The sequence below is a fragment of the Antarcticimicrobium luteum genome (assembly GCF_004358185.1).
Taxonomy (GTDB): domain Bacteria; phylum Pseudomonadota; class Alphaproteobacteria; order Rhodobacterales; family Rhodobacteraceae; genus Antarcticimicrobium; species Antarcticimicrobium luteum.
Map to the genome: position 1 here is coordinate 1 of NZ_SMUV01000041.1, position 18,884 is coordinate 18,884.

The 18,884-nt window shown below is 67.9% G+C and carries 19 protein-coding genes and 1 tRNA gene; 12 read left to right on the top strand and 8 right to left on the bottom strand.

What is annotated here, in order from left to right:
• On the top strand, nucleotides 1-796 hold a 796-nt coding region (locus E1832_RS02115; protein ID WP_133358093.1), incomplete at its 5' end, for a divergent polysaccharide deacetylase family protein.
• Nucleotides 797-856: 60 nt separating this feature from the next.
• Here the strand turns inward: E1832_RS02115 and E1832_RS02120 are convergent.
• From E1832_RS02120 to xth, 4 genes are all read right to left on the bottom strand, one after another.
• Nucleotides 857-2,338, bottom strand: coding sequence for an inorganic phosphate transporter (locus E1832_RS02120; RefSeq protein ID WP_133358094.1), 1,482 nt, complete (start codon nucleotides 2,336-2,338; stop codon nucleotides 857-859).
• A 93-nt stretch (nucleotides 2,339-2,431) separates the two neighbouring features.
• A complete protein-coding gene (locus tag E1832_RS02125) occupies nucleotides 2,432-2,911 on the bottom strand; it encodes an NUDIX hydrolase (RefSeq protein WP_133358095.1) in 480 nt (159 codons plus the stop codon).
• 92 nt (nucleotides 2,912-3,003) lie between these two features.
• Nucleotides 3,004-3,822 carry a glycoside hydrolase family 25 protein gene (locus E1832_RS02130; RefSeq protein ID WP_245513760.1) on the bottom strand — a complete coding sequence of 273 codons (819 nt, stop codon included), beginning with the start codon at nucleotides 3,820-3,822 and terminating at the stop codon, nucleotides 3,004-3,006.
• Between the two features lie 67 nt (nucleotides 3,823-3,889).
• Complete coding sequence (gene xth, locus E1832_RS02135; protein ID WP_133358096.1) at nucleotides 3,890-4,669, bottom strand: exodeoxyribonuclease III; 780 nt, start codon at nucleotides 4,667-4,669, stop codon at nucleotides 3,890-3,892.
• Between the two features lie 343 nt (nucleotides 4,670-5,012).
• Between xth and E1832_RS02140 the strand changes: the two genes are divergently transcribed.
• Genes E1832_RS02140 through E1832_RS02150 form a run of 3 tightly spaced genes read left to right on the top strand, consistent with a single transcriptional unit; the run spans nucleotide 5,013 to nucleotide 7,370 of the window.
• Nucleotides 5,013-5,312: a DUF6749 family protein gene (locus E1832_RS02140; protein WP_133358097.1), complete on the top strand. Its 300-nt coding sequence runs from the start codon at nucleotides 5,013-5,015 to the stop codon at nucleotides 5,310-5,312.
• A gap of 52 nt (nucleotides 5,313-5,364) precedes the next feature.
• Nucleotides 5,365-6,429 (top strand): DUF6902 family protein, encoded by a 1,065-nt coding sequence (locus E1832_RS02145; protein ID WP_133358098.1) that lies wholly within the window; start codon nucleotides 5,365-5,367, stop codon nucleotides 6,427-6,429.
• A complete protein-coding gene (locus tag E1832_RS02150; RefSeq protein ID WP_245513762.1) occupies nucleotides 6,426-7,370 on the top strand; it encodes a DMT family transporter in 945 nt (314 codons plus the stop codon). The genes E1832_RS02145 and E1832_RS02150 overlap by 4 nt, the downstream gene beginning before the upstream one ends.
• Before the next feature lie 70 nt (nucleotides 7,371-7,440).
• Here the strand turns inward: E1832_RS02150 and E1832_RS02155 are convergent, their stop codons facing one another.
• The gene (locus tag E1832_RS02155; RefSeq protein ID WP_133358099.1) at nucleotides 7,441-7,764 is read right to left on the bottom strand and encodes a HesB/IscA family protein; all 324 of its coding nucleotides are present in this window, start codon (nucleotides 7,762-7,764) and stop codon (nucleotides 7,441-7,443) included.
• Nucleotides 7,765-7,842: 78 nt separating this feature from the next.
• Between E1832_RS02155 and E1832_RS02160 the strand changes: the two genes are divergently transcribed.
• The 8 genes from E1832_RS02160 to E1832_RS02195 all read left to right on the top strand — a co-directional run bounded on the left by E1832_RS02160 (nucleotide 7,843) and on the right by E1832_RS02195 (nucleotide 16,805).
• Nucleotides 7,843-8,979: a deoxyguanosinetriphosphate triphosphohydrolase gene (locus E1832_RS02160; protein ID WP_133358100.1), complete on the top strand. Its 1,137-nt coding sequence runs from the start codon at nucleotides 7,843-7,845 to the stop codon at nucleotides 8,977-8,979.
• Between the two features lie 20 nt (nucleotides 8,980-8,999).
• Nucleotides 9,000-10,862 (top strand): cation:proton antiporter, encoded by a 1,863-nt coding sequence (locus E1832_RS02165; protein WP_133358101.1) that lies wholly within the window; start codon nucleotides 9,000-9,002, stop codon nucleotides 10,860-10,862.
• Between the two features lie 54 nt (nucleotides 10,863-10,916).
• Nucleotides 10,917-12,662, top strand: coding sequence for an arginine--tRNA ligase (gene argS, locus E1832_RS02170; protein ID WP_133358102.1), 1,746 nt, complete (start codon nucleotides 10,917-10,919; stop codon nucleotides 12,660-12,662).
• Nucleotides 12,663-12,750: 88 nt separating this feature from the next.
• Nucleotides 12,751-13,845, top strand: coding sequence for an SPOR domain-containing protein (locus E1832_RS23070; protein ID WP_133358103.1), 1,095 nt, complete (start codon nucleotides 12,751-12,753; stop codon nucleotides 13,843-13,845).
• Nucleotides 13,842-14,849, top strand: a complete 1,008-nt coding sequence (locus E1832_RS02180) for a glycoside hydrolase family 3 N-terminal domain-containing protein (RefSeq protein ID WP_133358104.1) — start codon at nucleotides 13,842-13,844, stop codon at nucleotides 14,847-14,849. Before E1832_RS23070 ends, E1832_RS02180 begins: the two co-directional genes overlap by 4 nt.
• Nucleotides 14,839-15,633 carry a segregation and condensation protein A gene (locus E1832_RS02185; RefSeq protein WP_133358105.1) on the top strand — a complete coding sequence of 265 codons (795 nt, stop codon included), beginning with the start codon at nucleotides 14,839-14,841 and terminating at the stop codon, nucleotides 15,631-15,633. Before E1832_RS02180 ends, E1832_RS02185 begins: the two co-directional genes overlap by 11 nt.
• Before the next feature lie 53 nt (nucleotides 15,634-15,686).
• Entirely contained in the window at nucleotides 15,687-16,295 is a 609-nt protein-coding gene (gene scpB, locus E1832_RS02190; protein ID WP_245513768.1) for an SMC-Scp complex subunit ScpB, read from the top strand.
• Between the two features lie 69 nt (nucleotides 16,296-16,364).
• Complete coding sequence (locus tag E1832_RS02195) at nucleotides 16,365-16,805, top strand: hypothetical protein (RefSeq protein ID WP_133358107.1); 441 nt, start codon at nucleotides 16,365-16,367, stop codon at nucleotides 16,803-16,805.
• A gap of 78 nt (nucleotides 16,806-16,883) precedes the next feature.
• Here the strand turns inward: E1832_RS02195 and E1832_RS02200 are convergent, their stop codons facing one another.
• The 3 genes from E1832_RS02200 to E1832_RS22825 form a co-directional block, all read right to left on the bottom strand.
• Nucleotides 16,884-17,960: a 2'-deoxycytidine 5'-triphosphate deaminase gene (locus tag E1832_RS02200; protein WP_133358108.1), complete on the bottom strand. Its 1,077-nt coding sequence runs from the start codon at nucleotides 17,958-17,960 to the stop codon at nucleotides 16,884-16,886.
• A 58-nt stretch (nucleotides 17,961-18,018) separates the two neighbouring features.
• Nucleotides 18,019-18,095: transfer RNA gene (locus tag E1832_RS02205), tRNA-Pro, on the bottom strand.
• A gap of 61 nt (nucleotides 18,096-18,156) precedes the next feature.
• Nucleotides 18,157-18,879: a MerR family transcriptional regulator gene (locus E1832_RS22825; RefSeq protein WP_245513764.1), complete on the bottom strand. Its 723-nt coding sequence runs from the start codon at nucleotides 18,877-18,879 to the stop codon at nucleotides 18,157-18,159.
• Nucleotides 18,880-18,884 lie beyond the last annotated feature (5 nt).

Sequence of the window (18,884 nt, forward strand, 5' to 3'; positions counted from 1 at the left end):
CGCGCTGCCCCAGGCGGGCGCGGCGGACGAGACCGCGCCGCCGCGCCCGGGCATCGGCACGCCGGTGGCGCCGCTGACGGACCGCGACGAGAAGGCCGCCCCGGCCCCCGCCGGGCCGCCGCCGATCGAACGCTTCGCGGTCCCCTTCGACAATCCCGGCGAGCAGCCTTTGATGTCGATCCTGCTGATAGATGGCCAGCAGTCGATCGGGGCAGAGGCACTGGCGGAGTTTCCCTATCCGCTGACCTTTGCGGTGGACCCCGCCGCCCCGGACGCGGCGGCCAAGATGGCGCGGCACCGCGCCGCCGGGTTCGAGGTGGTGATGCTGGCCGATCTGCCCGCCGCCGCCACCCCGCAGGACGCGGAAGTCGCCCTGTCGGTCTGGCGCAAGGCGGTGCCCGAGGCGGTGGCGGTGCTGGAGGGGACCGGCCCCGGCATTCAGGGCAACCGGGCGCTGTCGGATCAGGTGACCGCGATCGTGCAGGATGCCGGCCTTGGCCTGATCACCCAGTCCAACGGATTGAATACGGTGCAAAAGCTGGCGGCACGCGCCGGTGTGCCCTCGGCCGTGGTGTTCCGCGATTTCGACGGGGCAGGGCAGTCACCGGCGGTGATGCGCCGGTTCCTCGATCAGGCGGCGTTCCGCGCCGGGCAGGAAGGGGCGGTGATCATGCTGGGCCGGGTGCAGCCCGATACCATCAGCGCGCTGCTGCTCTGGGGCTTGCAGGACCGGGCGCAGCGGGTGGCGTTGGCGCCGGTCTCCGCGGTGTTGCTGGAGCAGCCGCGCGCGGAGTGACCCGCGCGGCATAAAACCCGGCTGGGCCGTCGCGGCAGAGCGCGGGGCCGACCGCTGCGCTCAGGCGAATACCGCGTTCAGCAGCACGAAGATCAGCGCCGAAAGCAACGCGGCGGCGGGCACGGTGATCACCCAGGCCGCCACGATGGTCAGGAAATGCGACCGCCGCACCAGCTTGCGGCGGCGGCGTTCCTCGGTGGCGATCTTTCCGTCGTTGGCATTGGCGTTGGCGGTGCGCGGCCGGCGTCGGTCGTTGTGCCATTCGCGGAAAAAGCCGACACCAAAGACCGCGCCCACGGCGATGTGGGTGGACGAGACCGGCAGCCCCAGCCAGCTTGCCACGATCACGGTGATCGCCGCTGACAGCGCCACGCAATAGGCGCGCATCGGGTTCAGCTTGGTGATCTGGCTGCCGACCATGCGGATCAGCTTGGGTCCGAACAGGACCAGGCCAAAGGAAATGCCGAAGGCGCCGACGATCATCACCCAGGAGGGGATCGCCACCTTGCCCGCGAACTCGCCGAACTCGACCGAATGCACGATGGCGGCGAGCGGGCCCACCGCGTTGGCCACGTCATTGGCGCCATGGGCAAAGGACAGCAGCGCCGCCGAGATCACCAGCGGCAGCGCGAACAGGGTCTTGAGCGACTTGTTGCGGTTCTCCATCCCTTCGGATTGACGCCGGATCACGGGCGCGGCGATGGCATAGACCAGCGCGCCCGCCATCACCCCGATCAGCAGCGCCGTGCCCAGATCGATCGTGATCACCTTTTTCAGGCCCTTCACCGCCAGATAGGCGGCAAAGGCCCCGGCCATGATCCCCACCAGCACCGGCACCCAGCGGCGGGCGGCGGCGATCTTGTCCTCCTGATAGATGATCCGCGCCTTGATAAAGGCGAGGAATCCGGCGGCGATCAGCCCGCCCAGCACCGGAGAGATCACCCAGCTGGCGGCGATCGCCCCCATGCTGGTCCAGTTCACCGCGGCGAAACCGGCGGCGGCGATCCCCGCGCCCATGACGCCGCCCACCACCGAATGGGTGGTCGAGACCGGCGCGCCGATCCAGGTGGCCAGGTTCACCCAGAGCGCCGAGGACGTCAGCGCCGCCATCATCGCCCAGATGAAGATGCGGGTGTCGCTCATGCCGGCGGGGTCGATGATGCCCTTGGATATGGTCGAGACCACATCACCGCCGGCCAGCAGCGCGCCGGCGCTTTCGCACAGCGCCGCGATCACGATTGCGCCGCCCAGGGTCAGCGCGTTGGCGCCCACCGCGGGGCCCATGTTGTTGGCCACGTCGTTGGCGCCGATGTTGATCGCCATGTAGGCGCCCAGCACCGCCGCCGCGACGATGATCGTCGAGGTGGAGCCGCTGCCGGTGAAGATGGCGGCGATCAGCCCGACGATGACCATGAAGGCCAGCGCCACGCCCAGGCCCACCATCGGGCGCGAGACATAGAGCGTGGCCTGTTCAAGCTGGCCGATCCGGCCAAGATCCTTGTCGAGCGTTTTCCACTGCCGGGAAGATGGGGTCTGCGGCATCTGCACCTCTCGGTGCCGGTGGCCGGGGCCGGGCCGCACCTGTCATGAAGTCGTTACAATTCACGGGGCGGATAGGCCGGTTTCGCCTTCAGATCAAGCTTTCGCTTCCATCTCCTGGGCGAACTGCTTCAGGACATCGCAAACGCCGGGATCGTCGGCCCGTTGGCAGGCCCCGTCGATCGACAGCCAGGCCCGCTGGCGTTTGTCGGCCTCGGGGTAATCCTTGCGCATCTGGGTGACCTCGACCGGATAGACCCAGACCGTGCAGTCGCGTTCCAGCCCGCTGTCATGTTTCTTGACGGTCTGATAGCTGGTCAACGGTCTGCGCCAGGGCTTGCCCTCGCGCACGCCGGCCTCTTCCCAGGCCTCCTGCAGGGCGGTTTCCCAGCTGTCCAGACCGCTGATCGGCCAGCCCTTGGGCAGGATCCAGCGCCCCCGCGAAGAGGTGATCAGCAAGACTTCGAGCTTTCCGCCTTTGCCCTGACGGAAACACAGCGCGCCCAGTTGTACCGCCTTGGGGCGGCTCAACATGAGTTTCACGTTCTCCAGCCACGGAAATTTGTGCGCGTCCATTGGGGTAAGCCTTGCTGCTCGAAAATATGTGTTTTTTTGCCATATTAAGGCAAATCGTCGAGATCAGCAAATGGTATCACCGGCGGACGTAGTCAACCGGGCCAGACCGCCCAGGCCTCGGGCGGGCCGGAAAAGGCGTTGATATCCACCGGTCCGTCGATGCCCGGAACCACCCCGGTGCCGGTATATTGCCAGAAGGTCCAGCGCGCGCCGGGATAGGTTTCGCGCGGGTGACCGGCCACCGAGCGCAGCCAGAACCGGGTGCCCGCCAGCCGTCCGATGCCGGTCTCGCGGTAGAAATCGGGGGTTGTGTAGACGATCGGGCGGCGGCCGTAGTGGCGTTCGAGGATGTCGAGAAAGCGGCGCGCCTCGGCGCGCACCGTGGCGCCGTCGGGGCGCTTGGTGCAGCTGCGCGATCGGTGGTTCCATTCCATGTCCAGCACATGGGGCAGGGCGCCGGCATCGCGCGGCACGTGGCGGATGAACCAGCGCGCCTGTTCCGCCGCCGGACGGCAGAAATAGAAATAGTGATAGGCGCCGCGCCGGACACCGGCGCGCTGGGTGCCATGCCAGTGATCGCGGAACATCGGGTCGGAATGATCGCCGCCCTCGGTCGCCTTGATATAGGCAAAGGCGACGCCGCCGCGCCGGGCCGCGTGCCAGTCGATCGCGCCCTGGTATCGCGAGACGTCGACGCCGTGGACCGGGTAACTGTCGGGCGTGATGCCCTGCCAGTCGTGCGGGTCGAGATCGTCAAAGCGCGGGGCGGCCAGGAAGGACATATGCGGGGCGGCCCGCGCCTCGGCCGCGGTGCTGCTCGCAGGTGGCGCGGATGGCTGCGCGCAGGCCGCAAGCAGCAGAACCGTGCCCCAGAGGGCTATCCGAACCATGTCACAGCGGGGTACCAACATGGCCCCATTAACACGCAGGCGGCACGGTCTGGCAATGGCGGCGTCGCGGGGCGGCGGAAAGGCGCGGTCAGAGATCCAGATCGACCCAGACCGGCACGTGGTCCGAGGGTTTGTCATAGCCCCGGATCTCCTTGTCGATGCCGACGTCGCGCATCAGGTCGGCGGCCTGCGGGGTCAGCAGGATATGGTCGATGCGGATGCCGTTGTTCCGCGCCCAGGCGCCGGCCTGATAATCCCAGAAGGTATAATGACCGGGGCCGCGCAACCGGGTGCGCAGGGCGTCGGTGAAGCCCAGGTTGACGATCCGCTGAAACGCAGCGCGGCTTTCGGGGCGAAACAGCGCGTCCTCGACCCAGGCCTCGGGGCGGGCGGCATCCTCGGGCTGCGGGATGACGTTGTAGTCGCCAGCCATCATCGCCGGCTCTTCGGACGCCAGCAACGCGCGCGCGCGGGTCTCCAGCCGCTCCATCCAGGCCAGCTTGTAATCGAACTTGGGCCCCGGCGCCGGGTTGCCGTTGGGCAGGTAGAGCCCGCAGAGCCGCAGCGCGGTCTTGCCCACCACCGTGGCCTCGATCCAGCGGGCCTGTTCGTCATCATCGTCGCCAGGCAATCCGCGGGTCACATCCTCCAGCGGCAGTTTCGACAGGATCGCCACGCCGTTAAAGCTTTTCTGGCCATGGGTTTCGACGTTATAGCCGCGCTCTTCTAACAACTCGCGCGGGAAGTTTTCATCGACCGACTTGATCTCTTGCAGGATGGCCACGTCGGGCTGCGCGGCGTCGAGCCAGGCGGTCAGCGCGGCGGCACGGGCCTTGATCCCGTTGATGTTGAAGGTGGCGATCTTCATGGCGGGCCTCCCGGGGGCGATGGTTTGCGATCTATCGCCGATCCGGTCTGCGGGGGCAAGGCGCGGGCGGTCGAGGTGGGGCGATTCGACCGATCCGGATGGTGATTCGGTTGGATCGCATCCGGTCCCGGGCTGAAAAACGGCGTCAAAACAGGGGTGTGGAAAAGAATTTTTCCCCTGTGGATTTCGTTCAACTTTAAATTGCGTCTCGCATACTTGGTTCGGGTTTCGGATGTGGAGCATTTGGGGAAAACACATCCTGAACATGAAAAAAATCTTGCGAAGCACGTTTGTCGTGCAAGCCTGATCCGGTGATCAACTGCACCAAACGGGGGTTTCTCAGATGACGGCTCAACGGAAAATTCAAGACTGCGACATTGGCGCGGCCGACGCGGATCTGCTCGGGGATCTGTTCAGCGGCGCCGGCACCGAGATGTATTCCTCCGGCTCGGCGCCAGCGGCCGGCGGCGACATGATGAGCGGCGATGAGACCGCGCAGTTCTCTTCCGGTTCCGCCCCTGCGGTCCGTGCCGAGGCGGTCCGGGGCGAGGGCACGGCGATGTTCTCCTCCGGCTCCGCGCCGACGGCAGGCGGCGAGGCGGCCACCGGCGAGGGGACCTGGATGTTCTCTTCGGGTAGCTGAGGCAGCAGGGCGGGCGGACAGGCAGCGCATCCGGGAATGAAGGAGGCAGGTCATGTCGAATGTCGTTCGCCTGAACGTCCCGCCGCATCGTCAGGGCAGGGCGGCGCGCCATGCCGCCCTGCTCGGCTGTTTTGCCGGGCATCGGCGCGGTCAGGAGGACGTGTTCTGGCTGAAAGAGAATGCGGAGCTGCTGAACATCCTGGAATGCACCGGCGCGCGGCCCGGTCCGGCGGCGCTGGCGCCGCTCGCGGCGTTTTATGACAGCGCGGAAAGCCGTCTGTCCTTTTTCCCGCAATATTACCGTTTCATCCTGTCGATCTGCCTGGATCTGGAGGACCTGGGCCTGCCCGGCGACAAGGGCGCGGCCCTTTGCGCTTGGACCGCGCGGCAGGGGCTGGCCGGGGCTGAGCTCTCGGATCTGCAACGGGCCGAGGCGCGGCGGCTGATGGCGCGGCGCGGCGCGCGCGCGGCGGCGGACGACGGGCTGGAGGCGCGGCTGCGCGCATTCATCGGCCGGTCCGAAACCTTTGCCCTGCCCAACAAGAAGGCGGCCTATGAGCTGACCCATATCGTGTTCTATCTCAGCGAATACGGGCGGCGCGATCCGGAGCTGGACCTTGATGCGGTGACCAGTCTCGAATTCGCCGGTCTGCTCGCCTATCTCGATCAGAACGCCGATCTTCTGGCCGAGATCTGCATCGCGCTGCGCTATGCCGGGCGGTCGCCCTCGCCAATCTGGGAACACTGGCTGGAGGGCGAGACGCATCGCTTTGACGTGGCGATTGGCCCGCCGGCCGGTGCGGCGGATGACTATCACGCATATTTCGTCAATTCCTGGCTGCTGGCGCTGCGCGGCGGGCGCGATTTCGTGAAACCGGCCGAGCCCGGGCCGATGAGCTTTTACCGCCCGCCGGTGCCGGCGGCGCCGCTGCGGCAGATGTCGCATGCGATGTTCCGGCTGGACGCCGCGCGCAGCCGGGACTGGACCGCGATGCGCCCGCATGTGGCCGCCGCGCTCAGCGAGATCGGCCGTGACATCCTGACCGAGGCCGAGGCCAGCAGCGACAGGTTCGGCGAATTCTTTGCCGGCTTTGCCCGTGCCGGGGGCGTGGGGTGAGCGGGGCCGCGGTCCTCGCCGGGCGCGCCCGGCGCGCCGCGGTGCTGGCCGGAGTGGCGTTGGTGGTGGTCTATACCGCGCTGATCGCCGGGGCCGATGCGATCACCAAGCTGGTCGGGGGCGGCTATGCCGCGCCGCAGATGTATTGTCTGAGCGGGCTGATGGTCATGGGGTTGAGCATTCTGGCCGACCGCCATCCGCGCCAGCGGCGGGGTTTGGCGACGCGCTGTCCGCGCGCCATGGCGCTGCGCGCGGGGGCGACGGTCATCGCGGCGGTCAGCTTCTTTCAGGCGTTCCGGCTGCTGCCCTTTGCCGATGTGTTCCTGTTCATCGCGCTGATGCCGATCCTGGCCGGGCTGATGTCCGGGCCGATCCTGCGCGAACACGCGCGCCCGGCGGCCTGGGTGGCGCTGGCGGCCGGTGCGGTCGGGGTGATGTGCCTGTTTCCGGCCGGGTTGAAATCGGTTTCGGCAGGCCATGCCTATGCGCTCATGGCGTCGATTAGCGGGACATTTTCCATGATAATGGCGCGGTTTATAGGCCGATATGAAAGCAACGCCTTGGCCCAGGTCTTTTACCCGAACATGGCGGTTTTCGTGGTGATGGCCCTGGCGCTGCCGTTTGTCTGGGTGCCGATGCGGGGCGCGGATCTGGGCTGGATCGCGGGTTATGCGCTGCTGCTCTTCGCGGCGCGCTGGCTGTTGGTTGTGGCGCTGCGGCTGCTCGCGGCCTATGCGGTGACGCCGCTGATGAACCTGCAATTCATCTGGATGGTGGTCCTGGGGGCGCTGGGGTTCGGCGAATGGCCGGGGCCGGGCACCTATCTCGGGGTGGCGATCCTGATCGCCAGCGGGGCCTATCTGGTCTGGGATCAGGTGGTTCCGCAGGGCGTCCGATGGGGGCGGTCCGGTTTGCTCGGAAACGTCAAGACAGACGCGTAACGGTTTGAGGACCGGCTATTCTGGTCGCCGCAAAGCCCAGCCGCCCCGGTCCAGCCGCCCCCGGTGCCGATTACATCGAGAACGAGGTGCCGCAGCCGCAGGAGGAGGTGGCGTTGGGATTGTCGATGACGAACCGCGCGCCGATCAGCTCCTCGGTAAAGTCGATGGTGGCATTGGCCAGGAACGGCAGGGACACGGTGTCGACGACGACCTTCTGGCCCGCGCTTTCCAGCACCAGATCGTCCTCGGCCGGCTCATCCAGCGCGATGTCGTATTGAAAGCCCGAGCAGCCGCCGCCCTCGACGGCCACGCGCAGCGCCTTGCCTTGGTCGGCGGCGCCGATCTCGGCCAGGCGGGCAAAGGCACGCTCGGTCACTTTGGGGGGCAGGTTCATGGATCACTCCGGCGTTTGAATTCCTCTTGCTTTCCAATATAGAGGCCGCGAGCACAGGCACAAGAACAAGGACGGCAGATGCGCGCCCCCTATGCCTCGGATCCGGAACGCAGCCGCGGTCGGCTGGTTGCGGAAGAGGAAAGCAGCTTTCGCTCCTGTTTCCAGCGGGACCGGGACCGGATCATCCACGCCAGCGCCTTTCGGCGGCTGAAGCACAAGACCCAGGTTTTCGTCGAGCATGAGGGTGACAATTATCGCACCCGGCTGACCCATTCGATCGAGGTGGCGCAGGTGGCGCGCACCATCGCCGGCGCGCTGGGGCTGAACCAGGAACTGACCGAGGCGGTGGCGCTGGCGCACGATCTGGGCCACACGCCCTTCGGCCATACCGGAGAGGACGCGCTGCACGCGCTGATGGCGCCCTATGGCGGGTTCGACCACAACGCCCAGGCGATCCGCATCGTCACCGTGCTGGAACGGCACTATGCCGAATTCGACGGCTTGAACCTGACCTGGGAAACCCTTGAGGCGATCGCCAAGCACAACGGCCCGGTGGTGGGCGATCTGCCCTGGGCGCTGGCCGAATGCAACGCCGCCATCGATCTTGAACTGCACACCCATGCCAGCGCCGAGGCGCAGGTGGCCGCCCTGTCCGACGACATCGCCTATAACAACCACGACCTGCACGACGGGCTGCGCGCCGGGCTGTTCACCGACGACGACATCGCTGTGCTGCCCATCGTCGGTCCGGCCTATGAAAAGGTCGACGCGAAATATCCAGGTCTCGACCTGAACCGGCGCCGGCACGAGGCGTTGCGCCGGGTGTTCGGGGTGATGGTGGCCGATGTGATCGACACCGCCCGTGCCGCTCTTGCGACAAGCGGCGCGCAGTCTGTGGAACAGATCCGCCTGCTGGGCCGTCCGGTGGTCTGTTTCTCGCCGCCGCTGTGGGACGATCTGAAGGAAATCCGCGCCTTTCTCTTCCGCCGCATGTATCGCGCCCCCAGCGTGATGAAAAAGCGCGCCGAGGTGGCGGTGGTGGTCGAGGAATTGTTCGCGCTGTTCCTGGCCGATCCCGGCCTGTTGCCGGCGCGCTGGCATCCCGATCTGGCCCGCGCCGCCCGCGACGAAACCGCTGTGGCGCGGATCATTTCCGATTATATTGCAGGGATGACCGACCGTTTCGCGCTGCAGGAGCATGCGCGTCTGATCTGACCCGGAAAGGGGGCGCAGGAATGGCAACGCCCGTCGACGGCGCACTGACGCCGATCACCGCCTTCGCGCTGGTGGGCGCGCTTGGCGTCGGCTCGCAATGGCTGGCCTGGAAACTGCGGCTGCCGGCCATCGTGCTGATGCTGGCGGCCGGGCTGCTGATCGGCCCGGTGCTGGGGGTGTTCGATCCGCGTCGCGATATCGGCGAGCTGATGGGGCCGATGATCGCGATCGCCGTGGCGATCATCCTGTTCGAGGGTGGTCTCACGCTGAACCTGCATTCCCTGGCCGGCGCCGCCGAGGGGGTGCGCCGGCTGGTGTTTCTGGGCGCGCCGCTGGGCTGGCTGTCCTCGACACTGGCGCTGCATTACGTGGCCGGGCTGGGCTGGGAAAGCGCGGCGGTGTTCGGCGGCATCCTGATCGTCACCGGGCCGACGGTGATCGCGCCGCTCTTGCGCACCGCGCGGTTGCAGCAGCGCCCCTCGGCGCTGTTGCAGTGGGAGGCGATCGTCAACGATCCCGTCGGCGCGCTGGCCGCGGTGCTGGCCTTTCAGATCGTGGTGGTGGTGCATGCCGACATGACCGCGGGCTATGCCCTGTGGGAACTGGGGCGCGGCATCGGTTTCGCCACCCTGGTCGGCCTCGGCGCGGGCTGGGGCCTGGCGCGGGCCTTCGACCGGGGGCTGGTGGCGGAATACATGAAGGTGCCGGTGCTCTTCGCCTCGGTGCTGGGCGTCTTCGCGCTGGCCGACGGGGTGCTGCACGAAAGCGGGCTTCTGGCGGTGACCGTCATGGGCATCTGGATCGCCAATGCGGAGCTGCCCTCATATGCCGAGATGCGCCGCTTCAAGGAGCATGCCACGATCCTGCTGGTCTCGGGCGTGTTCGTCCTGCTGGCGGCAGGGATGAACCTGGACGCGCTCTCGGTACTCGACTGGCGGGCGGGGCTGTTCGTCGTCGTGCTCATCCTGCTGGCGCGGCCCGCCGCGGTGCTGCTGGCGCTGGCGCTGACCGGTGTGCCGTGGCGTGAACGGCTGCTGGTGGCCTTCACCGGCCCGCGCGGCGTGGTCCTGATCGCCGTCGCGGGGCTGTTCGGCGAGCGGCTGGTGGCCGTTGGGCTGGAGGACGCCGCCCTGATCCCGCCGCTGGCCTTTGCGGTGGTGGTCGCCACGGTGGTGCTGCACGGCTTCACGCTGGCGCCACTGGCCCGTGCCCTGGGCCTGACGGCGCCGGGCCGGCCCGGCCTGGTGCTGGTGGGCGGTTCGGCCTTCGCGACATCCTTCGCCGAGGCGTTGCAGCGGCTGGAGATCCCGGCGCTGATCACCGACGCCAACCTGATCCGCCTGCGCGGGGCGCGCAACGCGGGCCTGCACACATTCTACGGCGACATCCTGTCGGAAACAGCGGAATTCAAGCTGGACCTGATCGGTTACGACACGGTGATCGCGGCCACCGACAACGATGCCTACAACACGCTGGTGGCCACCGACCTGGCGCCGGAATACGGGCGCGGCAACGTGTTCCAGCTGCGCCGCGACACGCGCGAGACGCGCCGCCATGCCCTGCGCACCACGCTGGGCGGCAAGCGGCTGGCCGGCGGGCTGACCTATGGAGAGCTCAACAAGCGGATGCACGAGGGCTGGCGCGTCCGCAGCACCCGTCTGAGTGAGGATTTCGGACCGGAGGCCTTCTGGCGGCGCTACCCGGAGAGCGTCCCGATCGGCGAATTGCCGGCCAAGGGCGAGTTGCGCATCTTCGAATGCTTCGCCGATGACGAAACCCCGCCGGAGTTGACCGCCGGCGCCACCGTCATCCACCTGTCGCCGCCGGAGGAGAGCGGCGAAGACGACAACGCGGACGACCAGGGCGCGAGCGGACAGGATTGACCCTGCCCGCAGAGATGCTAGACCCACGCCGCGCCCCCTGAAGGAAAGAACGGTATGAACATTTTCGCGGATATCCGTGCGCTGGTGACCGATGCGCTCAACGCCCTGACCGAGGACGGGACCCTGCCTGCGGGCTTGTCCTTCGACAACGTGACGGTCGAGCCGCCGCGCGATCCGGCCCATGGCGACATGGCGACAAACGCCGCGATGGTGCTGGCCAAGCCCGCCGGGATGAAGCCGCGCGACATCGCCGTGGCGCTGGCTGACCGGCTGGGCGGCGATACGCGGATCGAAACCGCCGAGGTGGCGGGGCCGGGGTTCCTGAACCTGCGGCTGTCAGGCGATGTCTGGCGCGGCGTGATCGGCGCGGTTCTGCAACAGGGCGATGGCTATGGCCGCTCGGACATGGGGCAGGGGCACAAGGTCAACGTCGAATACGTCTCGGCGAACCCCACCGGGCCGCTGCACGTGGGTCATACCCGGGGTGCGGTTTTCGGCGATGCGCTGGCCAGCCTGCTGGCCTATTGCGGCAATGACGTCACACGCGAATACTATATCAACGACGGCGGTGCCCAGGTCGATGTGCTGGCGCGCTCGGTCTACCTGCGCTATCTCGAGGCGCTGGGGAGGGCGGTGGAATTTCCCGACGGCACCTATCCCGGCGAATACCTGATCGAGGTCGGCGAGACGCTGGCGAAAGAGGTCGGCGACCGCTACGTGGACCAGCCCGAAGCGGTCTGGCTGGAACAGCTGCGCGATTACGCCACCGACAAGATGATGGACCTGATCCGTGCCGATCTGGCCGCGCTCGGCGTCGAGATGGACGTGTTCTTTTCCGAGAAATCGCTCTATGGCACCGGCAAGATCGAGGCGGCGATCGATTTTCTGCGGGGGCGGGGGCTGATCTATCGCGGCGTGCTGGAGCCGCCCAAGGGCAAGACCCCCGAGGATTGGGAACCGCGCGAGCAGACCCTGTTCAAATCGACCGATCATGGCGACGACGTCGACCGGCCGATCATGAAATCGGACGGCGGCTGGACCTATTTCGCCCCCGACATCGCCTATCACTATGACAAGATCACCCGTGGCTTCGACGAGCTGATCGACGTCTTCGGTGCCGATCACGGCGGCTATGTCAAACGGATGAAGGCGGCGGTCAGCGCGCTGTCCGAGGGGCGGGTGCCGCTCGACATCAAGCTGACGCAGCTGGTCAAGCTGTGGAAGAACGGCGAGCCCTTCAAGATGTCCAAGCGGGCGGGAAACTTCGTGACGCTGCGCGACGTGGTTGAGCAGGTGGGTCCGGACGTGACCCGCTTTGTCATGCTGACGCGCAAGAACGACGCGCCGCTGGACTTCGATTTCGACAAGGTGCTGGAGCAAAGCCGGGATAATCCGGTCTTTTATGTACAATACGCCCATGCGCGGGTGATGAGCGTGCTGCGCAAGGCAGAGCTGGCCGGCATCGCCGGCGATGACGCCACGCTCGCGGCGGCGGATCTGTCCTCGGTCGGCCATGAGGCCGAACTGGCGGTGGCCCGCAAGCTGGCCGAATGGCCGCGTCTGGTCGAGATCGCCGCCCGCTCGCATGAGCCGCATCGCGTCGCCTTCTACCTCTATGAGCTGGCCGGAGAGTTCCATGCGTTGTGGAACCGGGGCAACGAATTGCCCGGGCTGCGCTTCCTCCAAGAGGACGACACGGCCACAAGCCATGCAAAAATGGCCCTGGCGCGGGCCGTATCCGTTGTTATTTCCGCCGGTCTTGGTATTCTTGGGGTGACGCCGGCGCAGGAGATGCGGTGACAAAACCGCCCGAACCGCCGGCCCGAGGCAGATAGCAAGAGACCCCGGGCGTGGAAATTTTCCACGCCGAAGGGGCAGCGAGGCGGACATGGCGAAAATCGAATACACCTATGGGGTGTACGGGGACGAGCTTTATGCGGACGATGCGGCCGCGCAGCCCGGAATGGATCCGGCGCGCGCGCAGGGCGCCACGCTTTCCCAGGGCTCGTTTGGCCGGGCGATGAATGTTGCCGGGGCGCTGGCATCGCTGGCGCTGGTGGTTGGCGTCGGTGTCTGGGGCTACAAGCTGATGATGCGGGATGTGAGCGGCGTGCCGGTGGTGCGGGCGCTGGTGGGGCCGATGCGGGTGCTGCCCGAGGATCCCGGCGGACGTCCGGCCGACCATCAGGGGCTGGCGGTCAACGCGGTCGCAGCCGAGGGCACGGCGGCGGCGCCGCCGGATCGGCTGGCGCTGGCGCCGCGCCCGGTGGAACTGGCCGACGAGGATGCCCCGATGGGCGTGCTTGGCGCGGCGATGGCCGTCTCGGCCGATGCCGGATCGTTGGACCGGCGGGCCGACACACAGCCGGGCACGCCACCCGACGCGCAGGTGGCGGCCCTGGTCGAGGAACTGACCAGAGGCGTGGAGCCGCTGTCGGGCGCGGGACGCGCGCCGGCGGCGCCGGAACAGGACCGGATCGTGCAGCCGGTGCCGTTGTCCGGCGGCTCCCCGTCCGCGACAGGGGACACGGCGCAGGACGAGACCGAAATCACCGCCGCGACGGTCCGGCCCGCGGTGTTGAACGGCCCCGGGCTGCGCCGTTCGTTGCGCCCGCACGTCCGCCCGGCACGCTTCGATTCCGCCGCGGCGATGGGGGCGGATGTGGCGGCGGCGCTGAGCGCGGCGCAGGATGCGGTGGCCAGCCTTGATGTCGCCCCCGACACGGTTCCGGATGGCGCGCGCCTGGCCCAGCTTGGCGCCTTTGATACGCCCGAACTGGCCCGCGCCGAATGGGACCGTCTGGCCAACCGTTTCGGCGAGTATCTGGATGGAAAACAGCGGGTGATCCAGCAGGCCAGCAGCGGCGGGCGCACCTTCTACCGGCTGCGGGCGATTGGATTCGAGGATCTGTCCGACGCGCGCCGGTTCTGCTCGGCGCTGGTAGCCGAGAACGCCGACTGCATCCCGGTCACCGCGCGGTGAGCTTCGGGGCGACGATCCTCGACGCCGACGGGCTGCGGCTGAGCGGCGAAGAGCGGGCGTTCTTCCGCGATGCCGACCCCTTTGGCTTTATCCTGTTTGCGCGCAACATAGACAGTGCCGGGCAGATCCGCGCGCTCTGCGGCGATTTCCGCGAGACGGTGGGCCGGGATTGTCCGATCCTGATCGACCAGGAGGGCGGGCGCGTGCAGCGGCTGCGCGCGCCGCTGGGGCGCGAATGGCTGCCGCCGCTGGATCACGTGACGCGCGCGGGCGAGGGGGCGGAGCGGGCGATGTACCTGCGCTATCGCCTGATCGCCGACGAACTGCGCGGGCTTGGCATTGATACCGATTGCGCGCCGATGGCCGATCTGGCCTTTGAGCAGACCCACACGTTTCTGAAGAACCGCTGTTACGGCGGCGATCCCGCGACGGTGGCCGGTCTGGCCCGCGCGGTCGCCGACGGGCTGCTGGATGGCGGCGTGCTGCCGGTGCTGAAACATATCCCCGGCCACGGACGGGCGACGCAGGACAGCCATTTCGACCTGCCGCATGTGGCGGCCGATGCCGAAACGCTGGACGGGACCGATTTCGAGGCATTCCGGGCGTTGAATGACCTGCCGATGGGGATGACCGCGCATCTGGTCTATGACGCGATCGACGGCGCGGCGGCGACGCTTTCGGCCCCGGTGATGCGGCTGATCCGCGAGCGGATCGGCTTTCAGGGTCTGATCATGACCGACGACATCTCGATGAGGGCGCTAAAGGGCGATCTCGGCACCCTCAGCCGCGCCGCGCTGGCGGCCGGCTGCGACGTGGTGCTGCATTGCAACGGAACGCTGGCCGAACGGATCGCGGTGGCCGAGGCGTCGGGCACGATGGGCGCGGCGGCGCAGGCCCGGGCCGAGGCGGCGCTGGCCGCCCGCCGGGCGCCCGGGACGCTTGACATTCGTGCCGCCGAGGAAGAGCTTTCTGCCCTCATGGGCGGTGAGGTCTATGGCGGATAGAGACCTGTTTGAGGAAGAGACGCTCTCGGTCACCGAACGGCTGGCGGCCGAGGCGCTGATCGTGGATGTCGACGGGTTCGAGGGCCCGCTCGACGTGTTGCTGATGCTGTCGCGCACGCAGAAGGTGGATCTGCGCAAGATCAGCGTTCTGCAACTGGCGCGCCAGTATCTGATCTTCGTCGAAAAGGCCAAGACGCTGCGGATCGAGCTGGCCGCCGATTACCTGGTGATGGCGGCCTGGCTGGCGTTCCTGAAATCGCGCCTGCTGCTGCCGCCCGACCCCAGCGAAGAGGGCCCCTCGGGCGAGGAACTGGCGGCGCATCTGGCGTTCCAGCTGGAACGGTTGCAGGCGATGCGCGATGTCGCTGCCCGGCTGATGGCGCGCGACCAGATGGGGCGTGACTTCTTTGCCCGCGGCCAGCGCGAGGATGTGATGCGCATCCGCACCGTGACCTATTCGGCCACGCTGCTGGATCTGATGCAGGGCTATGCACGGATCCGGACACGGGATGAATTCCGCCCCTTTGTGATGGATCGGCACAATGTCTTTACCATGGAGCAGGCGCTGGAGCGGATGCGCCCGCTGATCGGGTTTGCCGGCCAGTGGACCGACATCACCAGCTATCTGCCCGACGGCTGGGAGGAGGATCCGGTGCGGCGCCGCTCGGCCACGGCGGCGACCTTTGCCGCCTCGCTGGAACTGGTCAAAGAGGGGCATATGGAGATACGGCAGAGCGACATGTTCGCCCCGATCCAATTGCGCAGGAGGGACAAGAGGCCGTGAGCGACGAGCAACAGGACGACACCCCCGGCGAGACCCTGTTCGAGGCGCCGCCGATGGGCGAGCAGGAGCGGATGGTCGAGGCGGTGCTGTTCGCCAGCGCCGAGCCGGTCACGGTGCGCGATCTGGAGGCGCGGATGCCGCATGGCTGCGATCCGGCCGAGGCGCTGGTGCATCTGCGCAAGCGCTACGAGGGACGCGGCGTGCGGGTGGTCCGGGTGGGCGACGCCTGGGCGATCCGCACCGCGCCCGATCTCGGGTATCTGATGCAGAAAGAGACGGTCGAGACGCGCAAACTGTCCCGTGCGGCGATCGAGACGCTGGCGATCATCGCCTATCATCAGCCCTGCACCCGCGCCGAGATCGAGGAAATCAGGGGCGTCTCGGTCAGCCGGGGCACCATCGACCAGCTGCTCGAGATGGAATGGATCCGGTTCGGGCGGCGCAAGATGACGCCGGGCCGTCCGGTAACCTTTGTGGTGACGCCGCAGTTCCTGGATCATTTCGGGTTGGAGACCGCGCGCGACCTGCCGGGCCTCAAAGAGCTGCGTGCGGCCGGCCTGCTGGAGAACCGCCCGCCGCCGGGGCCGCTGGGTCTGCCGGACGAGGATGAGGATGAGGACGACGAGGTGATCGAGGGGCAGTCCGAGCTTTTCGAGGATTGACCCGGGAAATGCCCTGAAATCGGCAAATTCGGATCCTATGTTGACGGCGAGCAGCAAGGGAAACCGGAGATGAACCTGAACCAGATCCTGAATATGGTCCTGCGGCTGTTGATGCGGCGCGCGATCCACGGCGGGGTCAACGCAGGGATCAACGCCGCCGCCAATCTCGGCAAGACACGCAAGTCGCGCAAGGCGCGCCGGTCGCAGGTCGCCGAACCGGCGGCGCCGCAACCATCACCGCTACCGTCGCCGCAGCCCGCGCCGCGGGCCGCCATGCCCGGACCCGCGCCGCTGCCGGACCTGCCGCCACAGGAAGAAGAGCAGGCACGGCAGGAGCAGGCGGGAGAGCAGCAGGCGGGAGAGGGGCAGGCGCAGCAGGCGCCGGTCAGCCGCCCCGCGCAGCAGGCGCGGCCGCAGCCCGCCGGGGCGTCCGCCCCGGAAGAGAGCGCCCGGCGCCAGGCCCGCCGCGCCCGGCGCGAGGCCTATGCCCTGCGGCGCAATTCGCGCTGAGCGGGTCGCGGTCCCCAGGCCGATCATCCGGACGGGCGCGGTAAAGATGCGGCGCGCGGTGACGGATGGTCGGGAGGGTTATCCGGCCCGGAAATGTTTGGACAGCTTGAGCCCCTGGCCCTGGTAGTTCGAGGCGATGCCGGCCCCATAAAGGCGGGCGGGCTGCGACGTCATCCGCTCATAGACCAGCCGGCCGACCACCTGGCCGTGTTCCAGCACAAAGGGGGCCTCGTGGCAGCGCACCTCGAGCACGCCGCGCGCGCCGGCCCCGCCGGCCGCCGCATGGCCGAAGCCGGGGTCGAAAAAGCCGGCGTAATGCACCCGGAACTCGCCCACCATGGCCAGATAGGGGGCCATTTCGGCGGCGTAGTCGGGCGGGATATGCACCGCCTCGCGGCTGACCAGGATGTAGAAGGCGCCGGGATCGAGGATGATCTGTCCGGTCTTGCTGCGGACCTCTTCCCAGAACTCGGCGGGATCGTAGGCGCCGATGCGGTCGAGGTCGATCACCCCGGTATGCGGCTTGGCGCGATACCCGACCAGATCGGACCCCTCGGGGCGCAGATCGACCGAGAAACCAAGCCCCTGTTCGATCACCGCCTCGCCGTCCACCAGCGGGGTTTCGGCGTGCAGCGCGCGCAGATCGCCGTCGCTCAGCACCGCCTGGCCGAGGCGGAAACGGATCTGGTTCAGCCGCATGCCCGGGCGCACCAGCACGGAAAAGCTGCGCGGGCAGATCTCGGCGTAGAGCGGGCCGCAATAGCCCGGCGCGATGCGGTCGAACTCGGCGCCGCCGTCGGTGATGGTGCGGGTCAGCAGGTCGAGCCGGCCGGTGGAGCTTTTGGCATTGGCAACCGCGCTCATATCGGCGGGCAGATCGAGCGTTTCCTCCAGTGGCACCAGATAGACGCAACCCTTTTCCAGCACGGCGCCGTCGCTCAGGTCGATGCGGTGCATCTCGAATTCGTCCAGACGCTCGGCGACGGTGCGGCCATGGCCGGCAAGAAATGAGGCGCGGATGCGATAGGCGGTCTTGCCCAGACGCAGATCGAGGCTGGCGGGTTGCACCTGTTCGTCCAGAACCGCCGCCGCGGCGCGGATCGCGCCGCTGCCTATCATCGCGCGGATCTGATGGTCGGGGCAAACGCCGGTCATGCCACATCCCCGCCGCGCGGGGTGTCGCGGCCTGATTTCTTGTTACGTCGGCGTAAATTGGTCGGGCTAGCAGGACTCGAACCTGCGACCTTCCGTCCCCCAGACGGACGCGCTACCAGGCTGCGCCATAGCCCGACGTGAGGGTCTTCATACTGGTTTTGCGGCCGGGGGCAAGGGGAAAACATGGAAAATTCCGCTAGGCCTGCCCGGCTTTTTCAACGCGATCGAACCAGGCCCTCAGCGCCCGGGTCAGCGGCGCGATTTCATTCGCCTGGCTCAGGCTGAGCGTGGTCACACCGGCCAGATGGCCGAGCGGGCCGGGGGTGTAGGGCGGCTCCGGCTCCGGCGCATCCGATGGGTCGGACGGTGCCGCAGCGGCCGGTGCGATGGGGGGCGTGGCAGGGGCGCGCGCGGTGGGCGCGACCGGCTGCTCCGGTTTGTTGAGAAAGGACGGAAGGCCGGAGGCCGCCGGCGTACCGGACGGGGCCTTGGTGGGCGCTGGCGCCCCGGGAGTGGGGGCAGGCGCCGCGGACGGGTCCGGGACGGGCACCGGCGTGCTGCGGGCCTTCTTCTCCGGCGGAGACTTGGCCTTGAAGGCCAGAACCGTGCCGCCCGGCGCCGGGGCGTCGCCGCTGTCGTCGCCGTCCAGCAGCGGCGACAGGGCCGCTACATGGGCCGCGCCCTGTTCGCGCAGCATCTTCTGCACGCCCTTAATGGTCATGCCCTCGTCATGCAGCAGAGTCTTGATGCCGCCGATCAGCCGCATGTCCGCGGGGCGGTAATAGCGCCGACCGCCGGCGCGCTTGACCGGCTTGACCTGGGTGAACTTGCTTTCCCAGAATCGCAGTACATGCGCCTGCACCCCGAGCCAGGCCGCAACTTCGCTGATGGTGCGAAAGGCATCGGGGGATTTGGTCATCGGCG

What these genes read in the sequence shown, in the direction of transcription:
- E1832_RS23070 (WP_133358103.1), top strand. Translation starts at nt 12,751, where the DNA reads ATGGCGAAAATCGAATACACCTATGGGGTGTACGGGGACGAGCTTTAT.
- E1832_RS02155 (WP_133358099.1), bottom strand. Translation starts at nt 7,764, where the DNA reads ATGAACCTGCCCCCCAAAGTGACCGAGCGTGCCTTTGCCCGCCTGGCC.
- xth (WP_133358096.1), bottom strand. Translation starts at nt 4,669, where the DNA reads ATGAAGATCGCCACCTTCAACATCAACGGGATCAAGGCCCGTGCCGCC.
- E1832_RS02200 (WP_133358108.1), bottom strand. Translation starts at nt 17,960, where the DNA reads ATGACCGGCGTTTGCCCCGACCATCAGATCCGCGCGATGATAGGCAGC.
- argS (WP_133358102.1), top strand. Translation starts at nt 10,917, where the DNA reads ATGAACATTTTCGCGGATATCCGTGCGCTGGTGACCGATGCGCTCAAC.
- E1832_RS02125 (WP_133358095.1), bottom strand. Translation starts at nt 2,911, where the DNA reads ATGGACGCGCACAAATTTCCGTGGCTGGAGAACGTGAAACTCATGTTG.
- E1832_RS02160 (WP_133358100.1), top strand. Translation starts at nt 7,843, where the DNA reads ATGCGCGCCCCCTATGCCTCGGATCCGGAACGCAGCCGCGGTCGGCTG.
- E1832_RS02120 (WP_133358094.1), bottom strand. Translation starts at nt 2,338, where the DNA reads ATGCCGCAGACCCCATCTTCCCGGCAGTGGAAAACGCTCGACAAGGAT.
- scpB (WP_245513768.1), top strand. Translation starts at nt 15,687, where the DNA reads ATGGGCGAGCAGGAGCGGATGGTCGAGGCGGTGCTGTTCGCCAGCGCC.
- E1832_RS02165 (WP_133358101.1), top strand. Translation starts at nt 9,000, where the DNA reads ATGGCAACGCCCGTCGACGGCGCACTGACGCCGATCACCGCCTTCGCG.
- E1832_RS02140 (WP_133358097.1), top strand. Translation starts at nt 5,013, where the DNA reads ATGACGGCTCAACGGAAAATTCAAGACTGCGACATTGGCGCGGCCGAC.
- E1832_RS02185 (WP_133358105.1), top strand. Translation starts at nt 14,839, where the DNA reads ATGGCGGATAGAGACCTGTTTGAGGAAGAGACGCTCTCGGTCACCGAA.
- E1832_RS02195 (WP_133358107.1), top strand. Translation starts at nt 16,365, where the DNA reads ATGAACCTGAACCAGATCCTGAATATGGTCCTGCGGCTGTTGATGCGG.
- E1832_RS02145 (WP_133358098.1), top strand. Translation starts at nt 5,365, where the DNA reads ATGTCGAATGTCGTTCGCCTGAACGTCCCGCCGCATCGTCAGGGCAGG.
- E1832_RS22825 (WP_245513764.1), bottom strand. Translation starts at nt 18,879, where the DNA reads ATGACCAAATCCCCCGATGCCTTTCGCACCATCAGCGAAGTTGCGGCC.
- E1832_RS02130 (WP_245513760.1), bottom strand. Translation starts at nt 3,822, where the DNA reads ATGTTGGTACCCCGCTGTGACATGGTTCGGATAGCCCTCTGGGGCACG.